Consider the following 26,253-nt stretch of genomic DNA (forward strand, 5'->3'; position numbering starts at 1 on the left):
CGGTGTGTGATCGTCAGAGGTATGCCGCCGGCCCCCGCGCAAGAAGCGTTGACGTGCACACAAGCACCCGAATAGGGGCCCGTCAGGACAGGGTGCGGCCCGTCCAGCCCGAGCCGACGCGGACCCGGCCGCCGAAGCCGCCGTGGCCGGTGCCCGGGTTGAGCCAGGTCACGCCGTCCGAGTCGACCGAGAGGAGGTCGGCCCGGCCGTCGCCGTTCAGATCGCCAGCACCGAGCACCTGGCGGTAGCTCTTGCCCCAGTCGCGGAAGACCAGCACGCGGTCGGCGAGCCTGCCGGTGCCGGTGCCGTTGTAGCGCCACAGCTCGCCGGAGCCGTCGAGGGCCAGCACGTCCCCGTGTCCGTCGCCGTCGAGGTCCCCGGCGCCGATCACCCGGGTGTACCCCTTCCAGGCGGACCGGATCTTGACGCGTGCGGCGAATCCGGCGCTGCCGCCTCCGGCGTACAGGTAGATGTCACCCGTCGCGGCGGAGCGGGCCAGCAGGTCGGCGCGGCCGTCGCCGGTCAGGTCACCGGGGGTGGTGAGGACGTCGTAGCCGCGCCAGTCGCTGCTGGTCCTCTTGTACGGGGACGCCGGCGCGGGCAGTCGGCCCGCCGGGGTCTCGTACATACGGGCCTCGCCCGTGGGCAGCACGGCGAGGACGTCGTTGAGGCGGTCCCCGTTCAGGTCGCCGAAGCCGGTGAACCGGGTGCCGGCGGGCCAGCCGGTGGTGACGGCGCCGCTGTGCACGGAGCCCGCGGCGAGGTGGCCCGCGGCGTCGCCGTCGTACCGGGTCAGGGTGGTGCCGCTCAGGCCGAGCACGTCGGCGCGGCGGTCGTCGCCGTAGTCGCGGGCGCGGGGCAGCGGGCGGGTGGTGCCGGAGACGGCGTGCAGCGGGCCGCCGAGGGCGGAGCTGTCGTACCAGAGCGCGGTGGGGCGGGTGCCCGCGACCGCGAGGGCGCCGCCGACGGTCCGGTTGCCGGTGGTGGTGGCCAGCGTCTTCGGCGCCGCCCAGCCGCCGCGGGTGCGGAAGCCGGCGACGAAGCGGTACGAGCCGTTGCCGAGGGACACGCTCCAGGCGGCGTGCACGGTGCCGTCGGAGGCGATGCCGGAGCTGACGGCCGAGCCCAGGGGGTGGCGGTCGTCGGCCTGCTCGACGGCGCCCCACACGCCGGTGCGGGCGGAGCGGGTGGTGGAGATCACCGCCTTGGCCGCGGCACCGACGACGGTGATGTCGCCGTTCGAGGCGGTCAGCGGGCGGGGCAGCGCACGGGGGGCGTACCAGCCGGTGAGCCCGGTCTGCTCGGGGGCGCTCCATGCGTCACCGGGGGCGGCCTTGCGGGCGAAGCGGACGGGGCCGTCGACGCTCGCCCACAGGAGGGTGAGACCGCCGGCCGGGTCGGCGTCGAGGCGGAGCGCCCCGGGCTGGGTACCGGCCAGGGGGGTCAGCTCCTCGGCGGTGCCCCACGCGGTCGCGCCGGCCTTGCGCTCCATGATCCGGGAGGAGTACGAGGGCCCGTCCGGGCCGGTGGCGCTGTCGCCGTCGCGGGGGCGGTCGTCGAGGTTCCATGCGACGGCCGCGTTGCCCGCCTTGTCGGTGGCGGCGTCGAGTCCGGTCAGGAAGTACCTTCCGTCCTCGACGTCGCTCGTGACGGTGTCCAGCACGGTGGGCTCGGACCAGGCGTCGCCGGGGGCCGTCCGCTCGGTCGTGTGCAGCTCGTAACCGCCCGTGATCCGGACGGCCCAGACCGCGCCGAGACGGCCGGTGGCGCTGCCGAAGACCACGGGGTACTCGGACCAGGCGGAGAGGGTGGCGACGGTGGTCGGGTCGGACCAGCGGGTGGCGCCGGGCGCCAGGGTGGCGGCCTTCAGCAGGCTCTTGCCCTCCGGGAGGCGTTCGCTCCAGTAGGTGATGAAGGAGCCGTCGGCCTGCGGGGCGAGGGTGCTGTCGCCGTAGGCGGCGGTGGACAGGGTCTGGGGCGCGGCCCAGGTGGTGGTGCCCGCGGGGCGGACCTCGACGGTGACCCGGCGGATCTCCGCGGTCTGCGTGGGGTCCTGCGGCTGGTCGCGCAGGGCGACGAGGGCGCCGTCGGCGCGTGCCTGCAGTCCCCGGAGGGTGTGCTGGGCGTCGGCGGCGAGCTCGGTGGAGGCGCCCCAGACGCCGGGCTGTACGGGATCGGTGGCCACCGTGGCCGTCCCCGCCGTCGTCCCAGCCGCGGTGGTCGCCGTCGCCGCCTCGGCGGACAGCGCGGGCAGGGCCCCCGCCAGGCTTCCGCTCAGTACGAGCGCGAAAGCCCCTCTGAAGACATACGAGTTCACGATCCGGTCCCCCAGGCGCCAGTCTTGGTAAGAAAAGTGCATGGATCTTATATGACCGGAGCGACCGAGCCCCCTGCCGGGACTTCTCCGCCGGCAGGGGGCTCGGTGCGCTGATCCGAGGGATCAGAGGGCGGCGTTGAAGCCGACCTGGTGGGACTGGCCGAGGGCACCCAGCGCCTCGCCCTTGACGGCGTCGAGCTGGGACAGCACGCCGGCGCTGCTCAGGGTGGTGGAGTCGAGGGTGAGGCTGGCCTCGGGGCTCAGGCCGCCGGCGACGGTGTCGAGGTCGGCGTCGGAGATCTCAAGGGTCTGAACCTGGTGAGCGGAGTTCATGGGGAAACTGCCCTTCGCATGGGTGGTCCACAGGGGAAGCGGCCCCGCTGGGGACAGACGGTGGGCCGCGGCCGCAGGCGTGCGCCGTCCTATTCAGGACACCGTGGCGCGATCCCGGCGGCGCGAGCGATCAAATCACGGAGCGCTCCGGGCATCCAGCCAACCGACGTCCGGCCCGGGCCAGTTGGCCGCGCCGGGTGACCGAACCGTGCGGGCACGGTCACGCTTTCGGGGCAGCTTCTCCACACACCGGGGCACACGGGCGGCCCACAGCTCTTGCCGGCGCCGCACCGACCGGGACAACTCCGTACCAACGGAACCCACCGTTCCGGCAGTTGCGTACGCGCTGTGCAGATTGGGCGAGGTCTCTCGGGGGGCCGGCGGGCGAGCCGTCCGAGTGCACTGGGCGCGTATGGCGCGCGTCACAGGCGGCCGTGTCACATCTCCCCGGATCGTTCCGTCAGAGAGGTGTAGCCACCAGGCGCGGAACACCTGAGACCACACGGGAGCAGATCATGGACGCTCGTCTGAACCTCTTCGAGAACCCTGTCTCCGGCAGGTTCTTCAAGTACATCAACTCGGCGGGCAAGGCGGTTTCGGACTCCGGCCTGCCGGCCGCGACGCAGGAGCTGGTGAAGATCCGGGCCAGCCAGATCAACGGCTGCGCGATGTGTCTCGACATGCACACCAAGGACGCGGCCGCCGCCGGGGAGACGGCGCAGCGGCTGCACCTGATCGCGGCCTGGCGGGAGGCCAAGGTGTTCAGCGACGCCGAGCGGGCCGCGCTGGAGCTGACGGAGCAGGGCACCCGGATCGCCGACACGGCCGGCGGCGTCCCGGACGAGGTCTGGGCGAACGCCGCCAAGCACTACGACGAGGACCAGCTCGCCGCCCTCGTCGCACTGATCGCCCTCATCAACGCCTACAACCGCGTCAACGTCCTCGTCCAGCAGCCCGCCGGCGACTACGTGCCCGGCATGTTCGGCTGAGGGCCGGCGGCCGGCCGGGTCACGGGTGCATGCGTGCGCCCTTCAGTACCTTGTCCACCCCGTTCCTCGGGCCGTACACCGCCAGCCCCACCAGGTCGAGCCCGGCCGTCGGTACGGCCCGGACCGCCGCGCGGTTGTCACGGTCGTTGCCGGTGGCGAACAGGTCCGAGGTGAAGACGGCGCGGGGCAGGGCGCGGCCCAGTGCCCTGCCGTGCGCCGCCTTCAGGGTCTCCTTCGCGCCTTCGAGGACCAGCACCGGCTGGCGGAACATGGGCAGGTACGACACCCCGTCCCCGTCCTCGTACGGCTCGCCGACCACCTCGGGCACCTGGCTGCCGAGGCCGCTGACCAGGAACGCGGTGACGTTCAGGCGCTGCCAGGGCTCCAGGTCCTCGCGCAGCAGGACGGCGATCTTCGTGTCGAAACGGATGGGTTCAGCGCTCATGGAATGAGACTGCCGGGCGTCGTACGGCGTCGTCTTGTACGTTCTTTGCGTGGCGGCCCGGCAGAACGGCACCCGGCAGGAGGTCAGCGCGTGGCGCCCCCGCGTCCCGGGCGTGACGGAGGTCTTCCACGCCCGCTTCACCGAGTACGCCTACCCGATGCACGTCCATGACGCCTGGACGCTGCTCATCGTGGACGACGGGGCCGTGCGCTACGACCTCGACCGGCACGAGCACGGCACCCCGCACGACACCGTCAGCCTGCTCCCGCCGCACGTACCGCACAACGGCTCGCCGGCCACGCCCGACGGCTTCCGCAAGCGGGTCGTCTACCTCGACAGCAGCCTTCTCGGCGACGATCTCATCGGACGCGCCGTCGACACGCCCGACCTGCGGGATCCCGTGCTGCGCCGGCGCGTCGGGCAGCTGCACTCCGCCCTCGCCCGGCCCGGTGACGAACTGGAGGCGGAGAGCAGGCTGACCCTCGTCGGGGAGCGACTGCGCGACCATCTGTACCGGAGGGCCGCCTCGGCGCACCGTCCGCATCCCGTTCTCGCCCGTTCGCTGCGGGAGCTGCTCGACGCCCGTGTCGTCGACGGTGTCCCGCTGGCGGAGGCCGCCCGTCTGCTGCACGCCCATCCCGCCCATCTGGTGCGGGCGTTCAGCGGTGCGTACGGCATCGCCCCGCACCAGTACCTGATGTCGCGGCGGGTCGGGCGGGCCCGGCGGCTGCTGCTGGACGGGCTGGCACCGGGCGAGGTGGCCTCGGTGACCGGGTTCTACGACCAGGCTCATCTCACCCGGCACTTCAGGAAGCTGGTCGGGGTGCCACCGGGGCGCTATCGGCGCGGCCCGCGCTGAGCGTCGTCCGGCCGCTGCCGCCCTCCTTCGGGTGGATCGGCGGAAGACCTCCGTCCGGAGATCACTCCTGGTTAACCTCCCCCCATGGATGACACACAAGAAGCACAGGAACCACAGACTCCTCGCGATTCATCCACCAAGACCCGCTCTGTGCCGCTCAGACGCCTCTCGACCGCCCTCGCGGGTGCCGCGGCCCTGGTCGCCCTCGGCGTCGGCGTGGCTCTGGCGGCGCCCTCGGACGACGACCCCCGTCCCGAGCCGGACGTCACGAGCTCCCTGCCGCCGGACACCGTCTCCGGGGGCACGTCCGTCGGGGCCGGCTCGGGCTCGGGCGGCGCGGACAGCACCGGCGGCGACACCGCGGGCTCGGGCAGCACCGGCGGCGCCACCGACGGAGGCGGCACCGGCGGCACCGATCCGAGCCCGAGCGGCCCCACGCCCTCGGGCGACCCCTCCACGCCGCCCGACCTGAACGAGCTCAACCGGCGCATCACGGAACTGGACAAGAAGGTCGACCAGCTGCCGACCAAGAAGGAACTGGCCGACGCCCTGCGGGCCTTCGCCGACGAACTCGACCACCGCGGCGGGAACGGCAAGCCGGAGCCGGACCCGTCCTGAGCCTTTGAAACGCCCCGCGGTCAGTCGGCGGGGCGTTCGATCAGGTGCTTGAACGCGTCGAGGTTGCGCGTGGACTCGCCGCGGGACACGCGCCAGGCGTACTCCTTGCGGATCGAGGAGGCGAACCCCAGCTCCAAAAGGGTGTTGAAGGCCCCGTCGGCCGCTTCCAGGACCTGCCCGAGGAGACGGTCGATCTCGTCGGGGGTGACGGAGGCGAGGGGCAGGCGGGCGGTGACATAGATGTCACCGAGGCGGTCGACGGCGTAACTGACGCCGTACAGCTTGAGGTTGCGCTCAAGGAGCCAGCGGTGGACGCCCGCCTCGTTCTCGTCGGGGTGCCGGATGACGAAGGCATTCAGGGAGAGGGAGTGGCGGCCCACGAGGAAGGAGACCGTCGTGGAGAGCTTGCGGGTGCCGGGGAGCTTGACCACGTAGGTTCCGGGTTCGGGGCTCTCCCACTCCAGTTCGGCGTCCTTCAGGACAGCTTCCAGGACCTGCCCGACCGCCTTCTCGCCATCACCCATGGTGGGAGCGTACGCGACGGCGGTGGGACTGGGTCGCGGCCGTGTAGACGTCGGCGGTCGCGGCGGCCGCGGTGTCCCAGCCGAAGGACTGGGCGTGGCGCGCGGCGGCCTCCCCCATGCTCGCCGCGAGGGACGGCTCGTCGGCGAAGCGGCCCAGCACGCGCGCGTAGTCGGCCGGGTTGTGGCCGTCCACGAGGAAGCCGGTGCGGCCGTCGCGCACGGCCACCGGCAGCCCGCCCACCGACGCCGCGAGCACCGGCGTACCGGCCGCCTGCGCCTCTATGGCGACCAGCCCGAAGGACTCGCTGTAGGACGGCATGACCAGCACGGACGCGGCCCGGAACCAGTCCGCGAGCTGCTCCTGGCCGACCGGCGGGCGGAACCGTACGACGTCCGCGATGCCGAGCCGGGCGGCGAGCTTCTGCAGGCCCTCCGGCTTGGCGAGCCCGCTGCCGCTCGGGCCGCCGACGACCGGGACGAGGATGCGGGAGCGGAGCTCCGGGCGCTCGTCCAGCAGCACCGCCACCGCGCGCAGCAGCACGTCCGGGGCCTTCAGGGGCTGTATGCGGCCGGCGAAGAGCGGGATCAGGGCGTCCTTGGGCAGGCCGAGGCGGGCGCGGGCCGCGGCGCGGCCGTCGGCCGGGCGGAAGCGGTCGAGGTTGACGCCCGGATGGACGACGGCGACCTTCGCGGCGTCGGCGGCGTAGTGCCGTACCAGCTCGTCGGCCTCCTCCGCGGTGTTGGCGATGAGCCGGTCGGCGGCGGCCACGATCTGCGTCTCGCCGATGACCCGGGCAGCCGGCTCGGGGGTGTCGCCGTCGGCCAGGTTGGCGTTCTTGACCTTGGCCATCGTGTGCATGGCGTGCACCAGCGGCACGCCCCAGCGCTGGGCGGCGAGCCAGCCGACGTGACCGGAGAGCCAGTAGTGGGAGTGGACCAGGTCGTAGTGGCCGGGGCGGTGACCGGCCCAGGCCTGCATCACGCCATGGGTGAAGGCACACAGCTGGGCCGGGAGCTCCTCCTTGGCCAGGCCCTCGTAGGGGCCCGCGTCGACGTGCCGGACGAGGACGCCGGGGGCCAGCTGGACCGTGGGCGCGAGGCCGCCGGCCGTGGCCCGGGTGAAGATCTCGACCTCGATGTTGATCGCGGCGAGCCGCTGGGCGAGCTCCACGATGTAGACGTTCATGCCGCCGGCGTCGCCGGTGCCGGGCTGGTGGAGCGGAGAGGTGTGCACGGAGAGCATCGCGACCCGTCGGGGCCGGCGGAGCAGACGGAGCCGTGACGCGGCCGACGGGGAGCGTCGCCCGAGCCTGCTGACGTACTGGCTCACGTGGCCGTCCTCCTTGCTGCGGGCATGCCGGACGGAGGACCGGTCTCGCCCTCCACGGTGGTCCAACAGCGGACAGGTGCGCTGCCATTTCCCCGCCAAGCGGCTTTACTCAATCATTACCTTCGGGGGTGCGGTCCGGCTCCTCTTCGCAGCTCCCCCTTACCCTCGTACACATGACAGCCCGCACCGCTTCCCTACCCCGCCCTCGGCTTCGGCCGAGCGGAGGGAGCACCGTCGTGGGAACGGTGACGCGCGGGACCACCAACCCCAACCGGCTGCGCCGCATGGACCGCTGGATCGCCGCCGCACACGGCGGCGAACTGCGGCGCGCCGACGATCCCCTGGCCATCGACCTCGGCTACGGCGCCGCCCCCTGGACCGCCGTGGAGCTGCTCGGGCGCCTCACGACCGTCGCGCCCCGCGCACGCGTCGTCGGCATCGAGATCGAACCGGCGCGGGTCGCGGCGGCGAAGGCGTACGAGCGGGAGGGGCTCACCTTCCGGCACGGCGGCTTCGAGGTCCCCGTGCCCGGGCGGCCGGTGCTCATCCGGGCCGCCAATGTGCTGCGCCAGTACGACGAGACCGAGGTCGCCGCCGTCTGGGCGCGGCTGTGCGCACGGCTCGCCCCGGCGGGCGGCGGCTCGCGCGGCGGGCTGCTGGTCGAGGGGACGTGCGACGAGATCGGGCGGCGGCACGTGTGGGTGGCGCTCGGTCCCGAGGGGCCGCGGACGGTGACGTTCGCCACCCGGCTGGGCTCCCTGCAGCAGCCCTCCGACCTCGCCGAACGGCTGCCGAAGGCGCTGATCCACCGCAACGTCCCCGGCGAGCCCGTGCACGCCTTCCTGCGGGACTTCGACCGCGCCTGGGCCGCCGCCGCGCCCTACGCCTCCTACGGCGCCCGCCAGCGCTGGCTGCGCGCGGTACGGGATCTGACGGCCGACTGGCCGGTGACGGACTCCCCGGCGCGCTGGCGGCAGGGTGAAGTGACGGTGGCGTGGGAGGCGTTGGCGCCACTGAGCTGACCTCACCCGTTCGGGGGTCGCGGGACGGAACGATCCTCGTGCACCGTTCGTCACACCGGCGGGGAGATCGTCGCGCCGCCTGCCTCTGTCGCTTTGCGGCGTGGCATGACACCATCCCCGGGGCACCGTAAGTTACTGACGGTAAATCAGCTTGGGGGCATGTGTGATGGGCTGGGGCAAGCGCAGCATCCTCTCGGCCGCCGTGACCGTGGTCTGCGCGGTGACCGTGCTGGGCGCTCCCGGCACGGCCTTCGCCGACCCGGCACCCACTCCGAGCACCTCCCCGACTCCCCGTCCGAGCAAGGACCTTGAGCAGGTCCGCGAGAAGCTCGACAAGCTCTACCACGACGCCGCCGTCGCCACCGACGCCTACAACGCGGCCGAGGAGAAGACGAAGCAGCAGTCCGCCGCGATCGTCGCACTGGCGAAGAAGATCGACCAAGGACAGCAGAGACTCGCCGGACTCAGGAACCAGGCGGGCGCCGCCGCCCGCGAGCAGTACCGAACCGGCGGCGTGCCGCCCACCGCCCAGTTCCTGCTCAGCGACGATCCCGGCCAGGTCCTGGACGGGGCGGGGCTGGTGCTGCAGGGCCAGCGGGCCACGACGTCCCTGATCGGCGAACTGGCCGACACCCAGAAGCAGTTGCAGGACTACGCCGACGACGCCGCCGAGCAGTGGAAGAAGCTGGACGCCGAGCGCAGGGCCAAGGCCGCCGCCAAGAAGAAGATCCAGCAGCAGATCTCCGCCGCCGAGAAACTCGAGTCGGAGCTGGAGAAGAAGGACAAGGAACGGCTCGCCAGGCTGGAGGAGCAGGCCGCGCTGGCGGCGCAGACGAAGTGGCTCGACACCGGCATCCTCAAGAAGGTGCACGGCGCGGCGTCCGCGCAGGGCGAGAAGGCCGTCACGTTCGCCACCGACCAGCTCGGCAAGCCGTACGTGTGGGGCGCCGAGGGCCCGGAGTCCTACGACTGCTCCGGCCTGACCTCCCAGGCCTGGGCGGCGGCCGGCCACCCCATCCCGCGCACCTCGCAGGAGCAGTGGAAGCAGCTCAAGCACGTCGACATCAAGGACATGCGCCCCGGCGACCTCATCATCTACTTCGACGACGCCAGCCATGTCGCGATGTACGTCGGCGACGGCGCGATCATCCACGCCCCGCGCCCCGGACGTACGGTGACGGTCGCGGGCGCCGGCTCGATGCCGATCCTGGGGGTCGTACGGCCGGATGCGTGAGGCAGGTCATGTGACGGCGCACACGCCTCGCACACAACCCGCCATGTGACCCACCGCACGCCCAACCCCCGTACAAACCCGGGTGACACGTGAGCTTCGTCATCCCCGACGCCGGGTCGTCCTGTCCAACTGTCGTACGGAACGCGGCATATGACAGCGGCCTGCGCGGGAGCGACGCGGCTCACACCATTCCATCGGGGCGGGCCGAGCCGCTATGGTCACCCGTCGGTGGCTTCGAGACCCTCGGCGCCGCCAATGCCCTCGGGGGGAGGGAAGGAACCCACGACGATGCCCGTACCCGTACCGCGGCAGAGAGCGATCCCGGCCGTGGAGAGTGGTCAGGCGCAGGCTGCCCCGGTTGCCGGCGGCGGCCCCCTCAAGGAAGAGGCCCACCGCGACGCCACGACCGTGCACGGCACCGGCGCCACTCTCACCCTGCTGCTGATCGAGGACGATCCGGCCGGCTCGCCGATCGTGCCCGAACTGCTGGACTCGGCCGGCAAGCCGATCCGCGTCCGCACCGCCCGCAACCTCACCGAGGCCGAGCGGCTGCTCACCGACGACGTCCACTGCATCCTGCTGGACCTGGCGCTCCCGGCGCCGGGCGGCAGCGGCACCGACGACGAGCTGGCCGTGCTCAAGCACGTCCTCCAGCTCGCGCCCCGGCATGCCGTGCTGGCGCTGACCGCCTCCGGCGACGCCGAGCGCGGCGCCGAAGCCGTGCGCGTGGGTGCGCAGGACTACCTCTTCCGTGACGAGCTGGACGGCCGGCTGCTCAGCCGCGCCATCCGGTACGCGGTGGAGCGGAAACGGTCCGACACGGCCGAGCGGCGGCTGGCGGAGGGCCGGCTGCGCGCACAGGAGAACCGCCGCCTGGAGCGCGGGCTGCTGCCCACGCCCCTGCTGGAGGGCTCCTCGCTGCGCTTCGCCGCCCGCTACCGCCCCGGCCGCTCGCGTGCACTGCTCGGCGGCGACTTCTACGACGCCGTCCGCACGCCCGACGGCACCGTGCACGCCATGATCGGCGACGTCTGCGGCCATGGCCCGGACGAGGCCGCGCTCGGCGTGGAGCTGCGCATCGCGTGGCGGGCGCTGACGCTGGCGGGCCTGTGCGGCGACGAACTGCTCGGCACCCTTCAGGAGGTGCTGGAGCACGAGCGCGCGGACGAGGAGATCTTCGCGACGCTGTGCACGGTGGACATCGCCCCGGACGGCCGCCGCGCGGGCCTGTGCCTGGCCGGTCACCCGGCCCCGCTGCTCGCCCGCCCGGGCCGCGCGGCACGGCTGCTGCCCTACGACAACAACGGCCCCGCCCTCGGTCTGCTCCCCGGCGCCCGCTGGCCGCGGATGCAGGTGGAGCTGGGCTCGGAGTGGAGCCTGATGCTCTACACCGACGGTCTGATCGAGGGCCGGGTCGGTGCGGGCGGTGAGCGGCTCGGCCAGGACGGCATGGTGGAGATGATCCGCCGGCAGCTGTCCGAGGGGCTGCGCGGGGAGAACCTGCTGCGGGCCGCGGTGAGTGAGGTGCGGGACCTCAACGGGGGTGAGCTGACGGACGACGTGGCTGTGGTGCTGCTGGATCGGGCGCCGTAATGCGGGCTCCCGCCGTAGGGGTTCTTCGCCGCGCGGGTTCCTCGCCGTGGGACGGCCCTACGGCGAGATGCCCTCAGCGACCGCCGTTCCAGGGGCCGTAGGGACCATCGCTGCTGCTGCCCCTGCGACGGCGGAAACCCTTCCCACCCGAGACCTGCTGCAGGGCCGGGCGCACGTCCACGAAGAAGACGATCGTGGCGACCAGGCCCGCGAGCTGCAGGAACAGCATCGGTACGAACAGGTTCACGGCGACCGCGACGCCGAGGATGATCAGCCAGAAGCCCTTGTTCTGCTTGTCCGCGGCGCGGTACGCGTCCTCGCGGAAGATCGCGGCCATCACGAACGCCACGATGGCGAGTGCCAGGATGGCGGTGAAGATCAGCCACATCACTCCGCCGACTGCCGTCATCAGCACAATGCCCACCACCCGAGTCGAGTCGTCCGTAGAGCCACCGTACCCGTACAACGGGCCGGGCACCCCCAAGGTGCCCGGCCCGTTGTGACGTGCCCGACTCCGGTCACTTGGCCGGAGGCGTCGTCTTCTTCGCGGTGGTGGACTTGCGGGGAGCCGGCGCCTTCTTCGCCACCGGCTTCTTCTCCGCGGCGGGCTCGGCCTGGGCCTCGGCCGGCTTCGGCTCGTCCGTGGCCTCGACCGGCTCGGGCTTGCCCTCGACGACGATCGCCAGCTCCTCGATCTCCTCTGCGGCCTCGCCGCGCCAGTTCTTCACGGCCTGCTCGCCGTGCTCGGCGACCTTCTCGTAGGTCTCGCGGGCCCTGACGGCGTACTCGGCGGCGACACCGACGCCGCGCAGGGCGAGGTCCTGCGCCTGCTCGCCGAGCTTCTTCAGGTCGACGTCGAGGGTGCCGATGAACTCGTTCACCTTGGTCTGGAGGGTCTCCTGCGCCTCCTTTGCCCGGGCGGCGGCCTTCTCCTGCACGGCCTTCGGGTCGGTGTTGCGCACGGCCTCGATGCGGGCCGGGGCCTCGGCGCGCAGCTGCTCGACCAGGGCGGGCACCTTCTTGGCCTGCTGGAGGGCGAGGTCGGCGGTGCCGGCGGCGAAGTAGAGCGGAGTCGGGTCGCTGAAGGTCTTGCGCAGGTCGTCGGTGATCGCCATGGTGATCAGGTCCTCCCGGATTCGCGTTCGGCTGAGGTTGGTGTGGTCCGCGGTGGTGGCCGGCGCCCTGGTCCGGTTATCCGGCCGTCCGCCGCGGGCCTGCATCGGCATCGTGTCCGCCGGCCGTGCGGGTGCCGCGCACGGCGGTGCCGCCGAAGTCCTCGTCCCCTGCCCGGTCCGCCCCGTCCTCGTCCGCGGCGGGCTCGTCGATCCCGAATCCGTTCTCTTTCCGGAAGGACTCGTAGATCTGCAGCAGCACCTGCTTCTGCCGCTCGTTGAGCGAGGGATCGGCGAGGATGACGGCGCGCGTCTCCACTTCGTCCCGGCCCCGTTCGGCGTCAAGGATCCCGGCGCGGACGTACAGCGTCTCGGCGGAGATGCGCAGGGCCTTGGCGACCTGCTGAAGCACCTCCGCGCTGGGCTTGCGCAGCCCGCGCTCGATCTGGCTCAGGTAGGGATTGGACACCCCGGCGGCGTCGGCGAGCTGCCGCAGCGAGAGCTGGGCGTTACGCCGCTGCTCGCGCAGATACTCACCGAGATTGCCGACGTTCAGCGATGCCATGCCTCCACCTTGCCCCACGATCGCTAACAATTGCAAGCACCCGCTTGCAAGAGTTGCCCGATCGGCCGCGCCGCCGACAGCGCCGCCCTCCTTGTCAGCGAACCTGGTCGCTCTTCGGTCCGATGTTCCAGCCTGGAAACCCCGTCTGCCAGGTGCAGGGCGATGGTTTCCACCGTGCGGCCCTTGCTGTACCAGGCCGGTACGGCGAACTCTCCCCATGTCCGAACCTCGTCCGGGCAGGACGCCGACTAGCGCGTGACGATGCAGAAGGGATGGCCGGCGGGATCGGTGAGGACCCGCGCCTTGTCGCCATGCGGCTGGTGGTCCGGCTTGCCCGCACCCAGCTCCAGCAGCCTGGCCTCGGCCTCGTCCAGGCTGTCCGCGACCTTGAAGCAGATGTGCAGCTGCTGGGGAACGATCTGGTCGGGCCAACTCGGAGCCCGGTAGTCCTCGACCCGCTGGAAGCCGATGAAGAGCCCGTCCTCACGGTCGAGACCGGCGAAGTCGGCGTCCGACTTCGGATGCGGCGCAAGGCCGGTGGCCTGCTGATAGAACGCCGCCAGAGCCGTCGGATCAGGGCAATCGAGTGTTATTGCGACCAATTCCATCTGCAGGGGCATGGGACCTCCGAGCCGATCAGTGGACGTGAGCGGGACGGAAAGGGCTCGTTCGTTCCACTCGACCGCAAGCACAGCAGGTCAGAGCCGCACCATGCCAACGGTTATCCGGGACGGGGCAGAAGGGGTCGACGAACAACAGTGCAGCAGCGGGTTTCGCAGTTCACCACCGCCGTGGTGTACGACCGCGGCGGCACGGGCTGCAGCGGCCCCCTCGGCGGCCAGGTCCGGGTGGATCCCGTCTACACCCCGGCTCACCTCCGCGGTCGCGGCTACGCGGGCGCCGTGACGGTCGAGGTGAGCCGGGCCGCGCTGGCCGCAGGCGCCAAGGAGGTCGTCCTGTTCACCAACGCGGCCAACCCCACCAGCAATGCCCTGTACCAGCGCATCGGATACGTCCCGGTCACCGACTTCGCCGTGTACGACTTCTGACGCCTACCGGGCGAGCGGCGTCGGTTCGTTCAGGCGGGTCAGCTTGCGGGGGTTGCGGACCACGTGGATTCGGGTGATCCGCCCGTTCTCCACGGTGAGGCCCACCGCGCTCGGTTCGCCGTTGAACTCGACACGGCCGGCCGGTGTGCCGTTGAGCCACACGGCCGTCGTCTCCAGGGTGTCCACCAGCCGGTGGGCGCGCGCGAGCACCTCGGCGACCGGGCCGGCCCCGTGGAACGGGACCAGCGCGGCGGCCACCACCCCGCCCCCGTCGGTGACCATGACCACGTCCGGGGCCATGACCTCCAGCAGGTCCTGCAGCTGCCCGGTGCGCAGCGCGGCCAGGAAGCGTTCCACCACGGCCTGCTGCTCCGAGCGGCTCACGCGCACGCGCGGGCGCCGGGCCGCCACGTGCTCACGGGCCCGCCGCGCGATCTGCCGTACCGTGGCCGCCGTCTTCCCGACGGCCTCGGCGATCTCGCCGTAGCTCAGTTCGAAGACCTCGCGGAGCACGAACACGGCCCGCTCGGTCGGCCCGAGCGTCTCCAGTACGGTCAGCATCGCGAGCGAGACGCTCTCCGCGAGTTCGATGTCCTCGGCGACATCGGGGCTGGTCAGCAGCGGTTCCGGAAGCCATTCACCGACGTACTCCTCGCGGCTGCGCGTGAGGGTGCGCAACCGGTTGAGCGCTTGCCGGGTGACGATCCGGACCAGGTACGCCCGCGGGTCGCGCACCTGCGCGTGGTCGACGTCGGCCCACCGCAGCCAGGACTCCTGCAGCACGTCCTCGGCGTCGGCCGCCGAGCCGAGCATCTCGTAGGCGACCGTGAAGAGCAGGCTGCGATGGGCGACGAACGGATCCTGTGTCATGCCGTCGGTGCCGTCTCCGACTTCACGGGACGTGCGGCCAGCGGGATCTCGCAGGCGTCGGAGAAGCCCTGCGACTTCACTCCGAGTGCGGTGTTGTTCCTGGTCGCGAAGTTGGCGAAGGCGATCGCCGCGGTGATCTCGACCAATGCGGCCGGACCGAGCCGGTCCAGCAGGCGCGCGGACAGCTCGTCCGAGACGGTCGGCGGCGTGACCGTCATGGCCTCGGCGTACTCCATCACGTCCCGCTCCAGCGGTGTGAAGACGTCCGACTCCCGCCAGCGCGGCACCTGGCTGGCCTTGGTCAGGTCCAGGTTCATGTTCTGCGCCTGGAAGTAGTTGATGTCGAGGCACCAGCTGCAGCCGACCTGTGCGGCGACGGCCATGTGTGCGAACGACTTCAGGCTCTCGTCCGCCGCGTTCCACGCGTTCACCCGGCCCCCCATCTCCTGGGCCGCCCGGGCGACCTCGGGGTTGTGCCAGGTGGCCTCCAGGGGCTCGGGTACGGCGCCGAACTGTGCCATCAGACCTTCCCTCATCTCGGGGGTGATCTCGGCCTTCGGGACGCGGAGCGTCATGGTGTCCTCCTCGTGTGCTTACCGGTTCGGCATGAAGACACCGCCGGGGGCGTGGATGTGACATCCCCGGGAGGCAACGGCAGGGCCGGGCGGGCGTCAGTCGCTGACGAGGTCGTCCGGGGCGGACCGGGCGAGTTCGACGAGTACGCCGAGCGCCTGCGAGAGGACGTCCGGCGGCGAGGCGAGACCCAGGCGGACGGCGTTGGGGGCGTGGCCGCCGCCGACGGTGAACGCGGCGGCGGGCACCACCCCGATGCCGTGCCGCGCGGCGGCGGCGACGAAGGTGTCCGCGCGCCACGGGCGGGGCAGCTGCCACCAGCAGTGATAGGAGCGCGGATGGCTCTGCACCGCGAAACCGGCCAGGTGCCGGGCCGCGAGCTCCTGCCGTACCGCCGCGTCCCGGTGCTTGGCGTCCACCAGCTTCTGCACGGTGCCGTCCTGCTGCCAGCGGTGGGCGGCCTCCAGGGCGAAGCGCATGGGGGCCCAGCCGCCCGAGCGCAGGGAGGCCGCGATCTCGCCGGACAGCGTGTGCGGCGCCACCGCGAAGCCCAGGGTGAGGCCGGGGGCGATGCGCTTGGAGAGGCTGTCGATCAGAACAGTCCGCTCGGGGAGGTGGGCGGCGAGCGGCGGCAGTTCGTCGCGCAGGAAGGCCCAGATGGCGTCCTCGACGGCGACGAGGCCCAGCCGGGCCAGGACTTCGGCCAGGTGCTCCACCCGCTGCTCCGGCATCGTGAGCGTCAGCGGGTTGTGCAGCCTCGGCTGCACATAGACGGCGTGCAGCGGGGCCGTCGCATGGGCCTCCTCGACGGCCTCCGGGACGAGCCCGGCGCCGTCCATGGCCAGCGGGACGAGGGTGATGCCGAGCCGGGCGGCCACGGCCTTGATGACGGGGTACGTCAGCTCCTCGACACCGAGGCGCCCGCCCGGCGGCACCAGGGCGGCGACCACGGCCGCGATGGCCTGCCGGCCGTTGCCGGCGAACAGGATCCGCGCGGGGTCCGGGCGCCAGCCGCCCCGGGCGAGGATGCCGGCGGCGGACTCCTGGACGGCCGGAAGCCCGGCCGTGCCGGCCGGTTGCAGGGCGTACCTCAGGGCGTCCGGCCGCAGCAGAGCGCCGAGCCCTTCGGCGAGCAGCGCGCTCTGTTCGGGTACGGCCGGGTAGTTCAGCTCCAGATCGACCCGGCCAACCGCGGGCTCGGTCAGCGCAGGGCCGGTGGTGCCGGACCACACGGACTGCGCCCGCACGAACGTGCCGCGTCCCACCTCGCCCACGGTCAGGCCGCGCCGGGCCAGCTCCTGGTACACACGCGTGGCGGTGGAGTTGGCGATGCCGTGCCGGCGGGCGAACTCGCGCTGCGGGGGAAGCCGGTCGCCGGGCCGCAGGACGCCGGACCTGATCTCCCCGGCCACCGCGTCGGCGACGCTCTGATAGTCCTTCACGGCCACGCGCTCCCCTCGTCGGCCGGGCGCCTCCATCCAACCACAGCATTGCACTCGGTGCAATTTATGGATTGCATTGAGTTATTGCCCTCCCCTACGCTCCAGCCAGTGCCCCGGATCAGGAACGGGGTCCAGCGCGAACGGGGGTTTTCATGGTGGAACCGAGCGGGATCCTCGGCGTCTCGGTGGTGGCACTCGGCATGGTGCTGACCCCCGGCCCGAACATGATCTATCTCGTCTCCCGCAGCATCACCCAGGGCCGGCGCGCCGGGCTGATCTCCCTCGGCGGAGTGGCACTGGGCTTCATGGTGTATCTGCTCGCCGCGAACCTCGGCCTGTCGGTCGCCTTCCTCGCCGTGCCCGAGCTGTACCTCGCGGTGAAGCTGGCCGGTGCCGCGTATCTGGCCCACCTCGCCTGGAACGCGCTGAAGCCGGGCGGCATCTCCGTCTTCGCGCCGCAGGACGTGCCGCCCGACTCGCCGCGCAAGCTGTTCACCATGGGCCTGATGACGAACCTGCTCAACCCGAAGATCGCCATCATGTATCTCTCCCTCATCCCCCAGTTCATCGACCTGCACCGGGGCCATGTCCTGCTCCAGGGGCTGGTCCTCGGTTCGTTCCAGATCGTGGTGAGCCTCGCGGTCAACATGGCCATCGTGCTCGCCGCCGGCACGATCGCCGTCTTCCTCTCCCGTCGCCCCTCCTGGCTGAAGGTGCAGCGCCGGCTGATGGGCACGGTGCTCGGCGCGCTCGCCGTCTCGCTGGCCATCGACTGAGGGGGGCACCGTTTCCGGTGCCCCCTCAGCACTGGGGAAGTCAGCCTGTGCAGCCGGGGACGGTATTGGGCGGGGCGCAGTTGTCCGGGGCGTTGTTGCGGACTCTGGTACTGCTCAACGTCACCGTACCGCCGTCGTTGTGGATGCCACCGCCGGAGATCTGCGCCGTATTGCTGACTACCGTGGTGTGGTCCAACGTCAGGGCGCCGGCGGCCTGTTCGATTCCGCCGCCGAATTCACCAGCCGCGTTGTTGCTCACTGAGGAGCTGGTCACGTTCGCCGTGCCGCCGTTGTAGAGGCCACCGCCGGAGATCGAGGCCGTGTTACCGCTGACCGTGGAGTGATCCATGATCAGCACGGCGTTGTTGAGGATGCCGCCACCGTTGCTCTCCGCCGTGTTGCTGCTGACCGTGGAGTGATCCAACGTGAGCGTGCCGCCGTTGAAGCTGACGATGCCACCGCCGGTGTTGGTGTTGTTGCCACTGACTGTGGACATGGTCAGGGTCACCGTACCGCCGTCGTTGTAGATACCGCCGCCGGAGCCGCCGGGGGCCAGCCCAGTACCGTTGGTGATGGTCAAGCCGGTCAGATGCAGTCGCACTCCTGGGAAAACCCTCACAGTGGAGCTCTGGCGATTGCCATCCAGGACCGCGTTCTTTCCTCCGGTCAGGGTCAAATCCTTGTCGACGGGGAATTCGAAGGGCCCGATGCACCTCCCCTGGATCTGAAGGGTCGTCCCCGGTAGGGCGGTGCCGATGGCGGGACCCAGCGCGTAGGGGTTCTCATTGCAGTTCACCACCCTGGTCGGAGCAGCCGCGGCCGGACCCACCGCGACGAGACCCATGACTGCCGCCGCTGCTGCCGCCCCCGTTGCCTTCCGTGCCCATGAGCGCCCCGCCGGCTTTGTTGCTCGCCCAAGCATGTGGCTCCTCCTGATCGATGCGCAGGTGCCGTCCCGACGGCCTGACCTGCTGGGTTTACCTGCAAGGGCATATAAGCGGCCACGCCGGACCCGCGTGCCCGACCGAGCGGCGGACGCCCCGCACTTCCCTCGAACGGCCTGGCGGCATGACCTGTACGGCCGCAGGTCCCGGAGCCGGTCAGAATTCGAGAAGCGTCGGCCGGTGCGCCCCCGCTAGCGTGGCCGCCATGGACCTCACCGCCCCGCACGCCGCCGACAGCCACGACCTGATCCGGGTGCACGGCGCCCGCGAGAACAACCTCAAGGACGTCAGCGTCGAGCTCCCCAAGCGCCGGCTGACGGTGTTCACCGGTGTGTCCGGATCCGGAAAGAGCTCGTTGGTGTTCGACACGATCGCCGCCGAGTCGCAGCGGCTGATCAACGAGACGTACAGCGCGTTCGTGCAGGGCTTCATGCCCACGCTGGCACGGCCCGAGGTCGACGTGCTCGACGGGATCACGACCGCGATCATCGTGGACCAGCAGCGGATGGGCGCCGACCCCCGCTCCACCGTCGGCACCGCCACCGACGCCAACGCCATGCTGCGCATCCTGTTCAGCCGGCTGGGCCGGCCGCACATCGGCTCGCCCAAGGCGTTCTCCTTCAACGTGGCCTCGATCAGCGGCGCCGGTGCGGTCACCGTGGAGCGCGGCGGGCAGCAGGTGAAGGAGCGGCGCAGCTTCAGCATCACCGGCGGCATGTGCCCGCGCTGCGAGGGCCGGGGCACGGTCTCCGACCTCGACCTCACCCAGCTCTTCGACGACTCCCTGTCCCTCAACGAGGGTGCGCTGGCCGTCCCCGGCTACAAGACGGGCGGCTGGAACCACCGGCTCTACACCGAGTCCGGCCTGTACGACGCGGACAAGCCCATCCGTGAGTTCACCAAGCGGGAGCTGCACGACTTCCTGCACCGGGAGCCGACCCGGATGAAGATCGCGGGCATCAACATGACCTACGAGGGTCTGATCCCGCGGATCCAGAAGTCGATGCTCGCCAAGGACAAGGAGGGCATGCAGCCGCACATCCGGGCGTTCGTGGACCGTGCGGTCACCTTCGCCACCTGCCCGGAGTGCGCGGGCACCCGGCTCACCGAGGCGGCCCGGTCCTCGAAGATCCAGGGCGTCAGCATCGCCGACGCGTGCGCGATGCAGATCAGCGACCTGGCCGAGTGGGTACGGTCCCTGGCCGAGCCGTCGGTGGCGCCGCTGCTCGACTCGCTGCGGCACACCCTCGACTCGTTCGTGGAGATCGGCCTCGGCTATCTCTCCCTCGACCGGCCGGCGGGCACCCTGTCGGGCGGCGAGGCCCAGCGCGTGAAGATGATCCGCCACCTCGGCTCCTCGCTCACCGACGTGACGTACGTCTTCGACGAACCGACCATCGGGCTGCACCCGCACGACATCCAGCGGATGAACGAGCTGCTGCTGCGACTGCGCGACAAGGGCAACACGGTGCTGGTCGTGGAGCACAAGCCGGAGGCCATCGCCATCGCCGACCATGTCGTCGACCTCGGTCCCGGCGCGGGTACGGCGGGTGGCACGGTGTGCTTCGAGGGCACCGTGGAGGGCCTGCGGGCCAGCGGCACGCTCACCGGCCGCCACCTGGACGACCGGGCCGCCGTCAAGGACACGGTGCGCAAACCGGCCGGCGCCCTGGAGATCAGGGGCGCGACGACGCACAACCTCCAGAACGTCGACGTGGACATCCCGCTGGGCGTGCTGTGCGTCGTCACCGGGGTCGCCGGCTCCGGCAAGAGTTCACTGGTGCACGGGTCGATCCCGGCCGGCGAGGGCGTGGTGTCGATCGACCAGACGCCGATCCGCGGTTCGCGCCGCAGCAACCCGGCGACGTACACCGGGCTGCTGGAGCCGATCCGCAAGGCGTTCGCCAAGGCCAACGGCGTGAAGCCGGCCTTGTTCAGCGCCAACTCCGAGGGTGCCTGCCCCGCCTGCAACGGCGCCGGGGTCGTCTACACCGACCTGGCGATGATGGCCGGTGTCGCCACGACCTGCGAGGAGTGCGAGGGCAAGCGGTTCCAGGCCTCGGTGCTGGAGTACGCCTTCGGCGGGCGGGACATCGCGGAGGTGCTGGCGATGTCGGTGACCGAGGCGGAGGAGTTCTTCGGCGCGGGCGAGGGGCACGTCCCGGCGGCGCACAGGATCCTCGACCGCATGTCCGACGTCGGCCTCGGCTACCTCACCCTCGGCCAGCCGCTCACCACCCTGTCCGGCGGCGAACGCCAGCGGCTGAAGCTGGCCACGCACATGGCCGACAAGGGGGGCGTCTATGTGCTGGACGAGCCGACGACAGGGCTCCACCTTGCGGATGTCGAGCAGCTGCTCGCCCTCCTGGACCGCCTGGTCGACTCCGGCAAGTCGGTCATCGTGGTCGAACACCACCAGGCGGTCATGGCCCACGCCGACTGGATCATCGACCTCGGCCCCGGCGCCGGCCACGACGGCGGCCGCATCGTCTTCGAGGGCACCCCGGCCGAGCTGGTCGCCGCCCGGCCCACGCTGACGGGGCAGCACCTGGCCGAGTACGTCGGGCGGTGAGGCACCGGGCGGTGAAGCGCCGTTGAAGCCTTCCGCCGTGGCCGGGTGCGTCAGAACGGCAGCGGGCGGGCGTGGACCACGTCCAGTCGGGACACCGCGCGGGTCAGTACGACGTACAGCCGGTGTGCGCCCCGTTCCTCCGCCGCGGCGACGGCGGCCGGTTCCACGGCGACGACATGGTCGTACTCCAGGCCCTTGACCATGCTCGCGGGGACAAGGGTCAGGCGGGCGCCGAGCGTGTCGGGACCGGCCGGCTCCAGACCGGCGCCCACCAGGGCCTCCCGCACACCGGCCACCTCCGCGTCCGCCGCGACGACGCCGACCGAGCCCTCCTGGGTGAGGGCGTGCCGTACGGCGGTCACCGTCGTGCCGAGGACGTCGTCGGTGGGCCGGAGCGTCAACTCGCCGTCCGTGCGCAAGGAGTGGGCCGGCGGCACGGACACGTCCAGGCGGGGCAGCAGCCGGTTGGCCAGCGCGACGACCGCCGCCGGCACCCGGAATCCGGTGGTCAGCGGCACCACGGCCGCCTCCGGCCGGCCGAGGTGGCGCAGCTGGACGGACCAGTCGCGGGCGGCCCACGGGGTGGTGCCCTGGGCGAGGTCGCCGAGGACGGTCAGCGACCCGAAGACCGCCCGGCGGGCGATCGCCCGGCACTCCATGGGTGAGAGGTCCTGCGCCTCGTCGACGACGATGTGCCCGTGGCCCTCGGGGTGTTCGATCAGTCCGGAGAGTTCGTCCAGGAGGACCAGGTCGGCGGCCGACCAGCGGGCCGACTTGCAGGAGCGTGGCGGGCGGGGCCACAGCAGCGCCTTCTGTTCGTCCGGGTCCAGCAGGCCGTCGGACGCCTGGGCCAACGCCTCGGCGTTTGTGAGGAGTTCGGCGAGGATTTCTTCGGGGCGGGCCTTGGGCCAGACCAGGTCGAGGTGCGCGGTGAGCGGCCGGGCCCGTTCGATGCGGCGCACCCAGGAGGCGGGCAGGGCCCCGGAGCGCCGTTCGGCCCGCTCGCGCAGCCGCCGTACCACCCGGGCGCGTACCCGCTCCCGGCCGACGGCGTACGGCGGTTCCTCGGCGCGTACCTCCGTCACGATCGCGGCGAGTTCGGCGGCCGGCACCCGCCAGCGGTAGGTGCCGTCCGGCACGGCGAGGTCGGTCACGCCGTCGGCGGACACCCGCGCGTACAGCGCCCGGCGCAGCACCTCGGCCATCCGGGCGTCGTGCTTGACGGCGGCCGTGCGGCCCGGGTCGGTGCCGGTGACCGGGTGCCGGGCGATCTCGTCCAGGAGGGTGGACTGGCGATAGCCCCCCTCCGTCGCTCCGCGGCGGGCGGTCTCCCCGAGCGACGGCAGCACCTCGGCGATGTACGCCAGGAACGTGCGGTTGGGGCCGAGGATGAGCAGGCCGGAGCGCTGCAGCCGCTGGGCGTACGTGTACAGCAGATAGGCGGCGCGGTGCAGGCCCACGGCGGTCTTGCCGGTGCCGGGGGCGCCCTGCACGCACACCGAGTCGCTGAGCGGGGCCCGCACGAGGTCGTCCTGTTCGGGCTGGATGGTGGCGGCGATGTCCCGCATGGGCCCGACGCGGGGCCGCTCGATCTCGCGGGCCACGATGGCGCTGGTCCGTGACTCGCCGCGGCCGAGGTGCTCGTCCTCCAGTCCGGTCAGGTCGGCGGAGTCGCCGGTGCTGCCGGGCGCCCAGCCGAACCGGCGCCGTACGTCCACACCCTGTGGATCGCGGGCGCTCGCCTGGTAGAAGGCGCGGGAGACGGGGGCCCTCCAGTCGACCACGAGGGGCGGGGCGGCCGGTCCCTCGGTGATCCGGAGCCGGCCCACGTGCAGGGACGGCGGCGCGCCCTCGGTGAAGTCCAGCCGGCCGAAGAACAGCGGTCCGGGCGGGAGTTCGCGCAGTGCCTTGGCCTCGCTGCGCAGCCGGCGGCCGAGGACCTCGGCGTCGGCTCCGGAGGCGGAGACGTCCTCGCCGACGACGACCTGTTCGGCGGCGCCCTCGATCATCGCGGCGAGGGCGGCACGGCAGGTGTCGTGGTGGGCACGCTCGGTGTGCAGGGTGTCCGTCAGGGCGGGGTCGAGTGGCGTCATGACGCCAGCGTACCGCCATAACGTTACCGAGTTACATTTTTAACCGCGTCTCATTCAGCGCGCCTCAGCTCGGGCAGCGCCTCCCCCAGCCGCCGGAACGCCCGCTCGGCCGCCCGTACGGCGTCCGGTGCCACCTGCGCGACCGGCTCCCCGGCCGCGATCCGCCGCCAGTTCTCCTGGGCGAGGATGCGCTGAACGGCGATGATCTGCCCGGCGGCCAGCCGCGCGTCCAGCCCGCCCCCGAGCGCCTGAGCGAGTGCCGCCTCCGACCGCTCCACATGGCCGTACGCGCGCGCCACCAGGGCCGGGGTGCCGTAGAGCAGCCGGTGGAAGGCGAGCACCTGCGGATGGTCGTTCAGCCCGGTGACCGGGTCGTGCCGGTCCAGTCCGGCGAGGAAGTTCCGGCGCAGCGCGTCCACCGGATCGGCCGCGTCGGCGACCACCCGCGCGGCCTCCGTCTCGTGGTCCGCGATCCGGTACAGGACCAGGTCCTCCTTGGCCGGGAAGTACCGGAAGAGGGTCGGTTTGGAGATCCCGGCCGCCGCCGCGACCTCGGCCACGGACACCGCGTCGAAGCCCCGCTCCAGGAACAGCCGCACGGCGATGTCCGACACGTCCTGGTACATCCGCTGCTTCTTGCGCTCACGCAGGCCCATCTCACCCATGGGGCGAGCCTACGCAGCCCCGCCCGGACGGGTCGGCCAGGCCAGGTTGCGGGCGAGGTAGGGGTCGGTCCGGCGGCGGGACGACAGGCCCAGCGAGGCGATGGCCGCCGCCAGGGTCATCGCGTACGACTCCACCGCGCGGCGGACGTTGGGCGCGTCCAGGCTGGTCCCGGTGACCAGCCGGTCCAGGTCGACGTAGGCGGAGCGGACGATCTCGATCCACCGGTACACCCGCCAGTCCTGCTGCCAGTCCCGGGTGAACCGGGCCGGCAGCAGGCTCTCCCAGCGGCGGAACATGCGGTCGCGGATCTCCGGCCGGGTCGGGGTCAGGTGCATGTGCCGGACCAGCTCGTACAGCGGGTCGCCGACCAGGGCCAGCTCCCAGTCGATGAGGGTCAGCGCCAGATCGTCGTCGCGGCGCACCAGGTTCCAGGGGTTGAGGTCGCCGTGCAGCAGGGCGGGCGCGCGGTCGGTGACCTCGTGCCGGGCGAGGATCTCGCGCAGCCGGGGCGCGTCGGGCAGGCCGAGGAAGCGGGCCAGCCGCTGGGACTGGCGGGGCAGCCCGGCCACCAGCGCGACCAGCTGGTCGCTGAGCCAGCCGTAGAAGCCGGGCCGGCCGGCCACCGGGTCGACCGGGGTGTAGTCGATCCCGGCCAGCGCGGCCAACTGGTCGACCAGGCGGTCCGCCTCGTGCGGGCGCAGCCCGTGCACCGGGTGATCGGGTCTGCGGCCGAGGTCGCGGCCGGCCTCGTAGGTGTGGACGGCGAACCGGTCACCGGCGTAGCGGTGGGCGGGATCGGTGGCGTGGCTCTCGCCGAGCGCCAGCACCCGCGGCGCGGCCACGGGCGCCCCGGACCGCTCGATCGCCGCGAGTACGGCGTGCTCGCTGAGGAAACTGCGCTCGCGCCGCAGGACGACGGTCGCCTCCCGGCGCACGACGACGGGGAAGGGCGCGCCGGGGACCTGGATCACCGTGTTGAGGTGCGCGGCGCCCTTGAAGACCCGCTCGGCCGGGGCGGCGCCCTCCAGGTACAGCGCGTCGGCGACCGCGGCGTGCCCGAACGCGGGGTGCTCGGGCACCCGCCGGTCCGGGGTCCAGGCGATGCCCCGGCGTGCGCGGCCCGCCGCGCCGGGCCGCCGGGCACCGGCCGAGACACCCCGCCGGAAGAGGATCCGCTCGATCTCCGGCTGCTCCGGCACCCGGCCGAGCCGCAGCGGCTCGGCCGCGCGGCGCAGGGCCGCGTGCACGGCGGCGGTGGCCTCGTCCAGGCGACGCCGGCCGCAGGAGTCCTCCAGGGAACGCGCGGCGCGGATCACGTCCGCGTAGAGCGACTGGGCGTGCTCGAAGGCGACGTAGTGGCGCAGGTCCTTGTGCAGTCCGGCCGCCGCCGCGGGCCGCACCCGGCGTACGGCCCGCTCCCAGGCCTCGGTGGCCTCGGGCCACTGGTGGTCGGGGTAGCGCATCCGCACCAGGTGGACGGCGAGGTCGTGCAACGGGTCGCCGTAGCCCGCCCGTTCCCACTCCAGGCAGTGCAGCGGCGCGTCACCGGCGGCCGGCACCACCAGGTTGCCGCGGTGCAGATCGCCGTGGAGCAGGCCGTACGGCCGCCGGGTCATCGCCGGCACCCGGTCGGCGAACCGCAGCAGGGCGTCCTCGGGCACGCCGAGGGCCGTGAACAGGCCGCCGTAGCGGCGCCAGTTGGGCCGGCGGATCTGCCGGTCGGCCTGGTGGGCGAGGGTGCGCAGGAAGGCCTGGGAGTCGGTGTGGTTGGCCGGCCAGGACGACGGCAGCGGCGGCAGCGCCGTGCCGCGCACCTGCGCGATGGCCGCGAGCAGCTCGGTCAGATCGGTCAGCAGGGGCCCGTCGACCGGTTTGCCGGGGCCGCACAGCTCGGCCAGCAAGGTGCCCTCGGCATGGCTGTGGAGGGCGAAGCCGTCCCCCTCCAGCAGGCACTCCGGCACGTTCGGCAGCACGGCCCGCACCGCCCGCAGGATCTCCGGCTCGCTCGCCCAGGTACGGATCACCACCGGCGGCACGTCCGGCCGCGGCACCCGCACGGTCACCAGGGTGCCCGGCTCCCGGCCGAGCAGCCGGGCCAGCGGCTCGGTCAGCGGCACCACATGGTTGTCGTGGTGGAAGCCGGAACCCCTCGGGCGGGTGGCGAGCGCACGGGCCAGGAACGCCCGGACGGCGTCCGCTGGAAATCTGCCGGCGTGCCCCCCGGCCGCGGCACGGGGAACAGGCGGTGCGCCCACTGGCCGCTCCGGGGTCGATCGCGCGGAAAGGAAGGGTCGGGCCCAGTCGAGCAGCCGGGCGGGTGGTCCGCC

The 26,253-nt window shown here is 72.3% G+C and carries 24 protein-coding genes and 1 pseudogene; 9 read left to right on the forward strand and 16 right to left on the reverse strand.

Annotated features, from left to right (window positions below):
* Positions 1 to 82 precede the first annotated feature (82 nt).
* Positions 83 to 2,317: an FG-GAP repeat domain-containing protein gene (locus ACIGXP_RS32415; RefSeq protein WP_399774464.1), complete on the reverse strand. Its 2,235-nt coding sequence runs from the start codon at positions 2,315 to 2,317 to the stop codon at positions 83 to 85.
* Between the two features lie 123 nt (positions 2,318 to 2,440).
* Complete coding sequence (locus ACIGXP_RS32420) at positions 2,441 to 2,650, reverse strand: hypothetical protein (protein ID WP_399774467.1); 210 nt, start codon at positions 2,648 to 2,650, stop codon at positions 2,441 to 2,443.
* A 515-nt stretch (positions 2,651 to 3,165) separates the two neighbouring features.
* On the opposite strand from ACIGXP_RS32420, the gene ACIGXP_RS32425 reads away from it, so the two are divergent.
* Positions 3,166 to 3,639 carry a carboxymuconolactone decarboxylase family protein gene (locus tag ACIGXP_RS32425; protein ID WP_363213699.1) on the forward strand — a complete coding sequence of 158 codons (474 nt, stop codon included), beginning with the start codon at positions 3,166 to 3,168 and terminating at the stop codon, positions 3,637 to 3,639.
* A 19-nt stretch (positions 3,640 to 3,658) separates the two neighbouring features.
* On the opposite strand, the gene ACIGXP_RS32430 is transcribed toward ACIGXP_RS32425, so the two are convergent.
* Positions 3,659 to 4,084, reverse strand: a complete 426-nt coding sequence (locus tag ACIGXP_RS32430) for a DUF2000 family protein (protein WP_399774470.1) — start codon at positions 4,082 to 4,084, stop codon at positions 3,659 to 3,661.
* A 49-nt stretch (positions 4,085 to 4,133) separates the two neighbouring features.
* Here ACIGXP_RS32430 and ACIGXP_RS32435 point away from each other — a divergent pair, with 49 nt between their 5' ends.
* A complete protein-coding gene (locus ACIGXP_RS32435) occupies positions 4,134 to 4,943 on the forward strand; it encodes an AraC family transcriptional regulator (RefSeq protein ID WP_363213697.1) in 810 nt (269 codons plus the stop codon).
* Between the two features lie 150 nt (positions 4,944 to 5,093).
* Positions 5,094 to 5,561: a hypothetical protein gene (locus ACIGXP_RS32440; protein ID WP_399774473.1), complete on the forward strand. Its 468-nt coding sequence runs from the start codon at positions 5,094 to 5,096 to the stop codon at positions 5,559 to 5,561.
* Between the two features lie 20 nt (positions 5,562 to 5,581).
* Here ACIGXP_RS32440 and ACIGXP_RS32445 read toward each other — a convergent pair whose 3' ends face one another.
* On the reverse strand, positions 5,582 to 6,085 hold the full coding sequence (locus ACIGXP_RS32445) for a YbjN domain-containing protein (protein WP_363213695.1): 504 nt from the start codon (positions 6,083 to 6,085) through the stop codon (positions 5,582 to 5,584).
* The gene (gene mshA, locus ACIGXP_RS32450) at positions 6,078 to 7,415 is read right to left on the reverse strand and encodes a D-inositol-3-phosphate glycosyltransferase (RefSeq protein ID WP_399774476.1); all 1,338 of its coding nucleotides are present in this window, start codon (positions 7,413 to 7,415) and stop codon (positions 6,078 to 6,080) included. Before mshA ends, ACIGXP_RS32445 begins: the two co-directional genes overlap by 8 nt.
* Before the next feature lie 284 nt (positions 7,416 to 7,699).
* Here mshA and ACIGXP_RS32455 point away from each other — a divergent pair, with 284 nt between their 5' ends.
* From ACIGXP_RS32455 to ACIGXP_RS32465, 3 genes are all read left to right on the forward strand, one after another.
* Positions 7,700 to 8,437: a class I SAM-dependent methyltransferase gene (locus ACIGXP_RS32455; RefSeq protein WP_399774613.1), complete on the forward strand. Its 738-nt coding sequence runs from the start codon at positions 7,700 to 7,702 to the stop codon at positions 8,435 to 8,437.
* Between the two features lie 166 nt (positions 8,438 to 8,603).
* On the forward strand, positions 8,604 to 9,671 hold the full coding sequence (locus tag ACIGXP_RS32460) for an NlpC/P60 family protein (protein WP_399774616.1): 1,068 nt from the start codon (positions 8,604 to 8,606) through the stop codon (positions 9,669 to 9,671).
* A gap of 288 nt (positions 9,672 to 9,959) precedes the next feature.
* Positions 9,960 to 11,264, forward strand: a complete 1,305-nt coding sequence (locus tag ACIGXP_RS32465; RefSeq protein WP_363216983.1) for a fused response regulator/phosphatase — start codon at positions 9,960 to 9,962, stop codon at positions 11,262 to 11,264.
* 73 nt (positions 11,265 to 11,337) lie between these two features.
* On the opposite strand, the gene ACIGXP_RS32470 is transcribed toward ACIGXP_RS32465, so the two are convergent.
* From ACIGXP_RS32470 to ACIGXP_RS32485, 4 genes are all read right to left on the reverse strand, one after another.
* Positions 11,338 to 11,673, reverse strand: coding sequence for a DUF2516 family protein (locus ACIGXP_RS32470; RefSeq protein WP_399774480.1), 336 nt, complete (start codon positions 11,671 to 11,673; stop codon positions 11,338 to 11,340).
* A 109-nt stretch (positions 11,674 to 11,782) separates the two neighbouring features.
* Positions 11,783 to 12,379, reverse strand: coding sequence for a hypothetical protein (locus tag ACIGXP_RS32475; RefSeq protein ID WP_363216982.1), 597 nt, complete (start codon positions 12,377 to 12,379; stop codon positions 11,783 to 11,785).
* A 76-nt stretch (positions 12,380 to 12,455) separates the two neighbouring features.
* Positions 12,456 to 12,941 carry a helix-turn-helix transcriptional regulator gene (locus ACIGXP_RS32480; protein ID WP_363216981.1) on the reverse strand — a complete coding sequence of 162 codons (486 nt, stop codon included), beginning with the start codon at positions 12,939 to 12,941 and terminating at the stop codon, positions 12,456 to 12,458.
* A 248-nt stretch (positions 12,942 to 13,189) separates the two neighbouring features.
* Positions 13,190 to 13,561 (reverse strand): VOC family protein, encoded by a 372-nt coding sequence (locus tag ACIGXP_RS32485; protein ID WP_399774483.1) that lies wholly within the window; start codon positions 13,559 to 13,561, stop codon positions 13,190 to 13,192.
* A 213-nt stretch (positions 13,562 to 13,774) separates the two neighbouring features.
* Between ACIGXP_RS32485 and ACIGXP_RS32490 the strand changes: the two are divergent.
* Positions 13,775 to 13,990, forward strand: a pseudogene (locus tag ACIGXP_RS32490) (GNAT family N-acetyltransferase); the annotation flags it as partial.
* 3 nt (positions 13,991 to 13,993) lie between these two features.
* Here the strand turns inward: ACIGXP_RS32490 and ACIGXP_RS32495 are convergent.
* From ACIGXP_RS32495 to ACIGXP_RS32505, 3 genes are all read right to left on the reverse strand, one after another.
* A complete protein-coding gene (locus tag ACIGXP_RS32495) occupies positions 13,994 to 14,860 on the reverse strand; it encodes an RNA polymerase sigma-70 factor (protein WP_363216979.1) in 867 nt (288 codons plus the stop codon).
* Positions 14,857 to 15,435 carry a carboxymuconolactone decarboxylase family protein gene (locus tag ACIGXP_RS32500; RefSeq protein ID WP_399774486.1) on the reverse strand — a complete coding sequence of 193 codons (579 nt, stop codon included), beginning with the start codon at positions 15,433 to 15,435 and terminating at the stop codon, positions 14,857 to 14,859. The genes ACIGXP_RS32495 and ACIGXP_RS32500 overlap by 4 nt, the downstream gene beginning before the upstream one ends.
* Positions 15,436 to 15,531: 96 nt before the next feature.
* Positions 15,532 to 16,875, reverse strand: coding sequence for a PLP-dependent aminotransferase family protein (locus ACIGXP_RS32505; protein ID WP_399774488.1), 1,344 nt, complete (start codon positions 16,873 to 16,875; stop codon positions 15,532 to 15,534).
* Between the two features lie 152 nt (positions 16,876 to 17,027).
* Between ACIGXP_RS32505 and ACIGXP_RS32510 the strand changes: the two genes are divergently transcribed.
* Positions 17,028 to 17,651, forward strand: coding sequence for a LysE family translocator (locus ACIGXP_RS32510; protein ID WP_399774490.1), 624 nt, complete (start codon positions 17,028 to 17,030; stop codon positions 17,649 to 17,651).
* A gap of 40 nt (positions 17,652 to 17,691) precedes the next feature.
* Here the strand turns inward: ACIGXP_RS32510 and ACIGXP_RS32515 are convergent, their stop codons facing one another.
* The gene (locus ACIGXP_RS32515; protein WP_399774492.1) at positions 17,692 to 18,495 is read right to left on the reverse strand and encodes a hypothetical protein; all 804 of its coding nucleotides are present in this window, start codon (positions 18,493 to 18,495) and stop codon (positions 17,692 to 17,694) included.
* Positions 18,496 to 18,800: 305 nt separating this feature from the next.
* Here ACIGXP_RS32515 and ACIGXP_RS32520 point away from each other — a divergent pair, with 305 nt between their 5' ends.
* Entirely contained in the window at positions 18,801 to 21,167 is a 2,367-nt protein-coding gene (locus ACIGXP_RS32520) for an ATP-binding cassette domain-containing protein (RefSeq protein WP_399774494.1), read from the forward strand.
* Positions 21,168 to 21,217: 50 nt separating this feature from the next.
* On the opposite strand, the gene ACIGXP_RS32525 is transcribed toward ACIGXP_RS32520, so the two are convergent.
* Genes ACIGXP_RS32525 through ACIGXP_RS32535 form a run of 3 tightly spaced genes read right to left on the reverse strand, consistent with a single transcriptional unit; the run spans position 21,218 to position 26,181 of the window.
* The gene (locus ACIGXP_RS32525) at positions 21,218 to 23,260 is read right to left on the reverse strand and encodes a HelD family protein (RefSeq protein ID WP_399774496.1); all 2,043 of its coding nucleotides are present in this window, start codon (positions 23,258 to 23,260) and stop codon (positions 21,218 to 21,220) included.
* Positions 23,261 to 23,310: 50 nt separating this feature from the next.
* Entirely contained in the window at positions 23,311 to 23,925 is a 615-nt protein-coding gene (locus ACIGXP_RS32530) for a TetR family transcriptional regulator (RefSeq protein WP_363216972.1), read from the reverse strand.
* Positions 23,926 to 23,934: 9 nt separating this feature from the next.
* A complete protein-coding gene (locus ACIGXP_RS32535) occupies positions 23,935 to 26,181 on the reverse strand; it encodes a phosphotransferase (protein WP_399774499.1) in 2,247 nt (748 codons plus the stop codon).
* Positions 26,182 to 26,253: the final 72 nt, after the last annotated feature.

The organism is Streptomyces sp. NPDC053069, from assembly GCF_044546895.1.
Classification (GTDB): Bacteria; Actinomycetota; Actinomycetes; order Streptomycetales; family Streptomycetaceae; genus Streptomyces.

Bases quoted from the DNA above. Each gene is read 5' to 3' on its own strand.
- ACIGXP_RS32420 (WP_399774467.1), bottom strand. From the start codon at position 2,650: ATGAACTCCGCTCACCAGGTTCAGACCCTTGAGATCTCCGACGCCGAC.
- ACIGXP_RS32425 (WP_363213699.1), top strand. From the start codon at position 3,166: ATGGACGCTCGTCTGAACCTCTTCGAGAACCCTGTCTCCGGCAGGTTC.
- ACIGXP_RS32430 (WP_399774470.1), bottom strand. From the start codon at position 4,084: ATGAGCGCTGAACCCATCCGTTTCGACACGAAGATCGCCGTCCTGCTG.
- ACIGXP_RS32445 (WP_363213695.1), bottom strand. From the start codon at position 6,085: ATGGGTGATGGCGAGAAGGCGGTCGGGCAGGTCCTGGAAGCTGTCCTG.
- ACIGXP_RS32455 (WP_399774613.1), top strand. From the start codon at position 7,700: ATGGACCGCTGGATCGCCGCCGCACACGGCGGCGAACTGCGGCGCGCC.
- ACIGXP_RS32460 (WP_399774616.1), top strand. From the start codon at position 8,604: ATGGGCTGGGGCAAGCGCAGCATCCTCTCGGCCGCCGTGACCGTGGTC.
- ACIGXP_RS32465 (WP_363216983.1), top strand. From the start codon at position 9,960: ATGCCCGTACCCGTACCGCGGCAGAGAGCGATCCCGGCCGTGGAGAGT.
- ACIGXP_RS32470 (WP_399774480.1), bottom strand. From the start codon at position 11,673: ATGACGGCAGTCGGCGGAGTGATGTGGCTGATCTTCACCGCCATCCTG.
- ACIGXP_RS32475 (WP_363216982.1), bottom strand. From the start codon at position 12,379: ATGGCGATCACCGACGACCTGCGCAAGACCTTCAGCGACCCGACTCCG.
- ACIGXP_RS32480 (WP_363216981.1), bottom strand. From the start codon at position 12,941: ATGGCATCGCTGAACGTCGGCAATCTCGGTGAGTATCTGCGCGAGCAG.
- ACIGXP_RS32485 (WP_399774483.1), bottom strand. From the start codon at position 13,561: ATGCCCCTGCAGATGGAATTGGTCGCAATAACACTCGATTGCCCTGAT.
- ACIGXP_RS32495 (WP_363216979.1), bottom strand. From the start codon at position 14,860: ATGACACAGGATCCGTTCGTCGCCCATCGCAGCCTGCTCTTCACGGTC.
- ACIGXP_RS32500 (WP_399774486.1), bottom strand. From the start codon at position 15,435: ATGACGCTCCGCGTCCCGAAGGCCGAGATCACCCCCGAGATGAGGGAA.
- ACIGXP_RS32510 (WP_399774490.1), top strand. From the start codon at position 17,028: ATGGTGGAACCGAGCGGGATCCTCGGCGTCTCGGTGGTGGCACTCGGC.
- ACIGXP_RS32515 (WP_399774492.1), bottom strand. From the start codon at position 18,495: ATGGGTCTCGTCGCGGTGGGTCCGGCCGCGGCTGCTCCGACCAGGGTG.
- ACIGXP_RS32520 (WP_399774494.1), top strand. From the start codon at position 18,801: ATGGACCTCACCGCCCCGCACGCCGCCGACAGCCACGACCTGATCCGG.
- ACIGXP_RS32525 (WP_399774496.1), bottom strand. From the start codon at position 23,260: ATGACGCCACTCGACCCCGCCCTGACGGACACCCTGCACACCGAGCGT.
- ACIGXP_RS32530 (WP_363216972.1), bottom strand. From the start codon at position 23,925: ATGGGTGAGATGGGCCTGCGTGAGCGCAAGAAGCAGCGGATGTACCAG.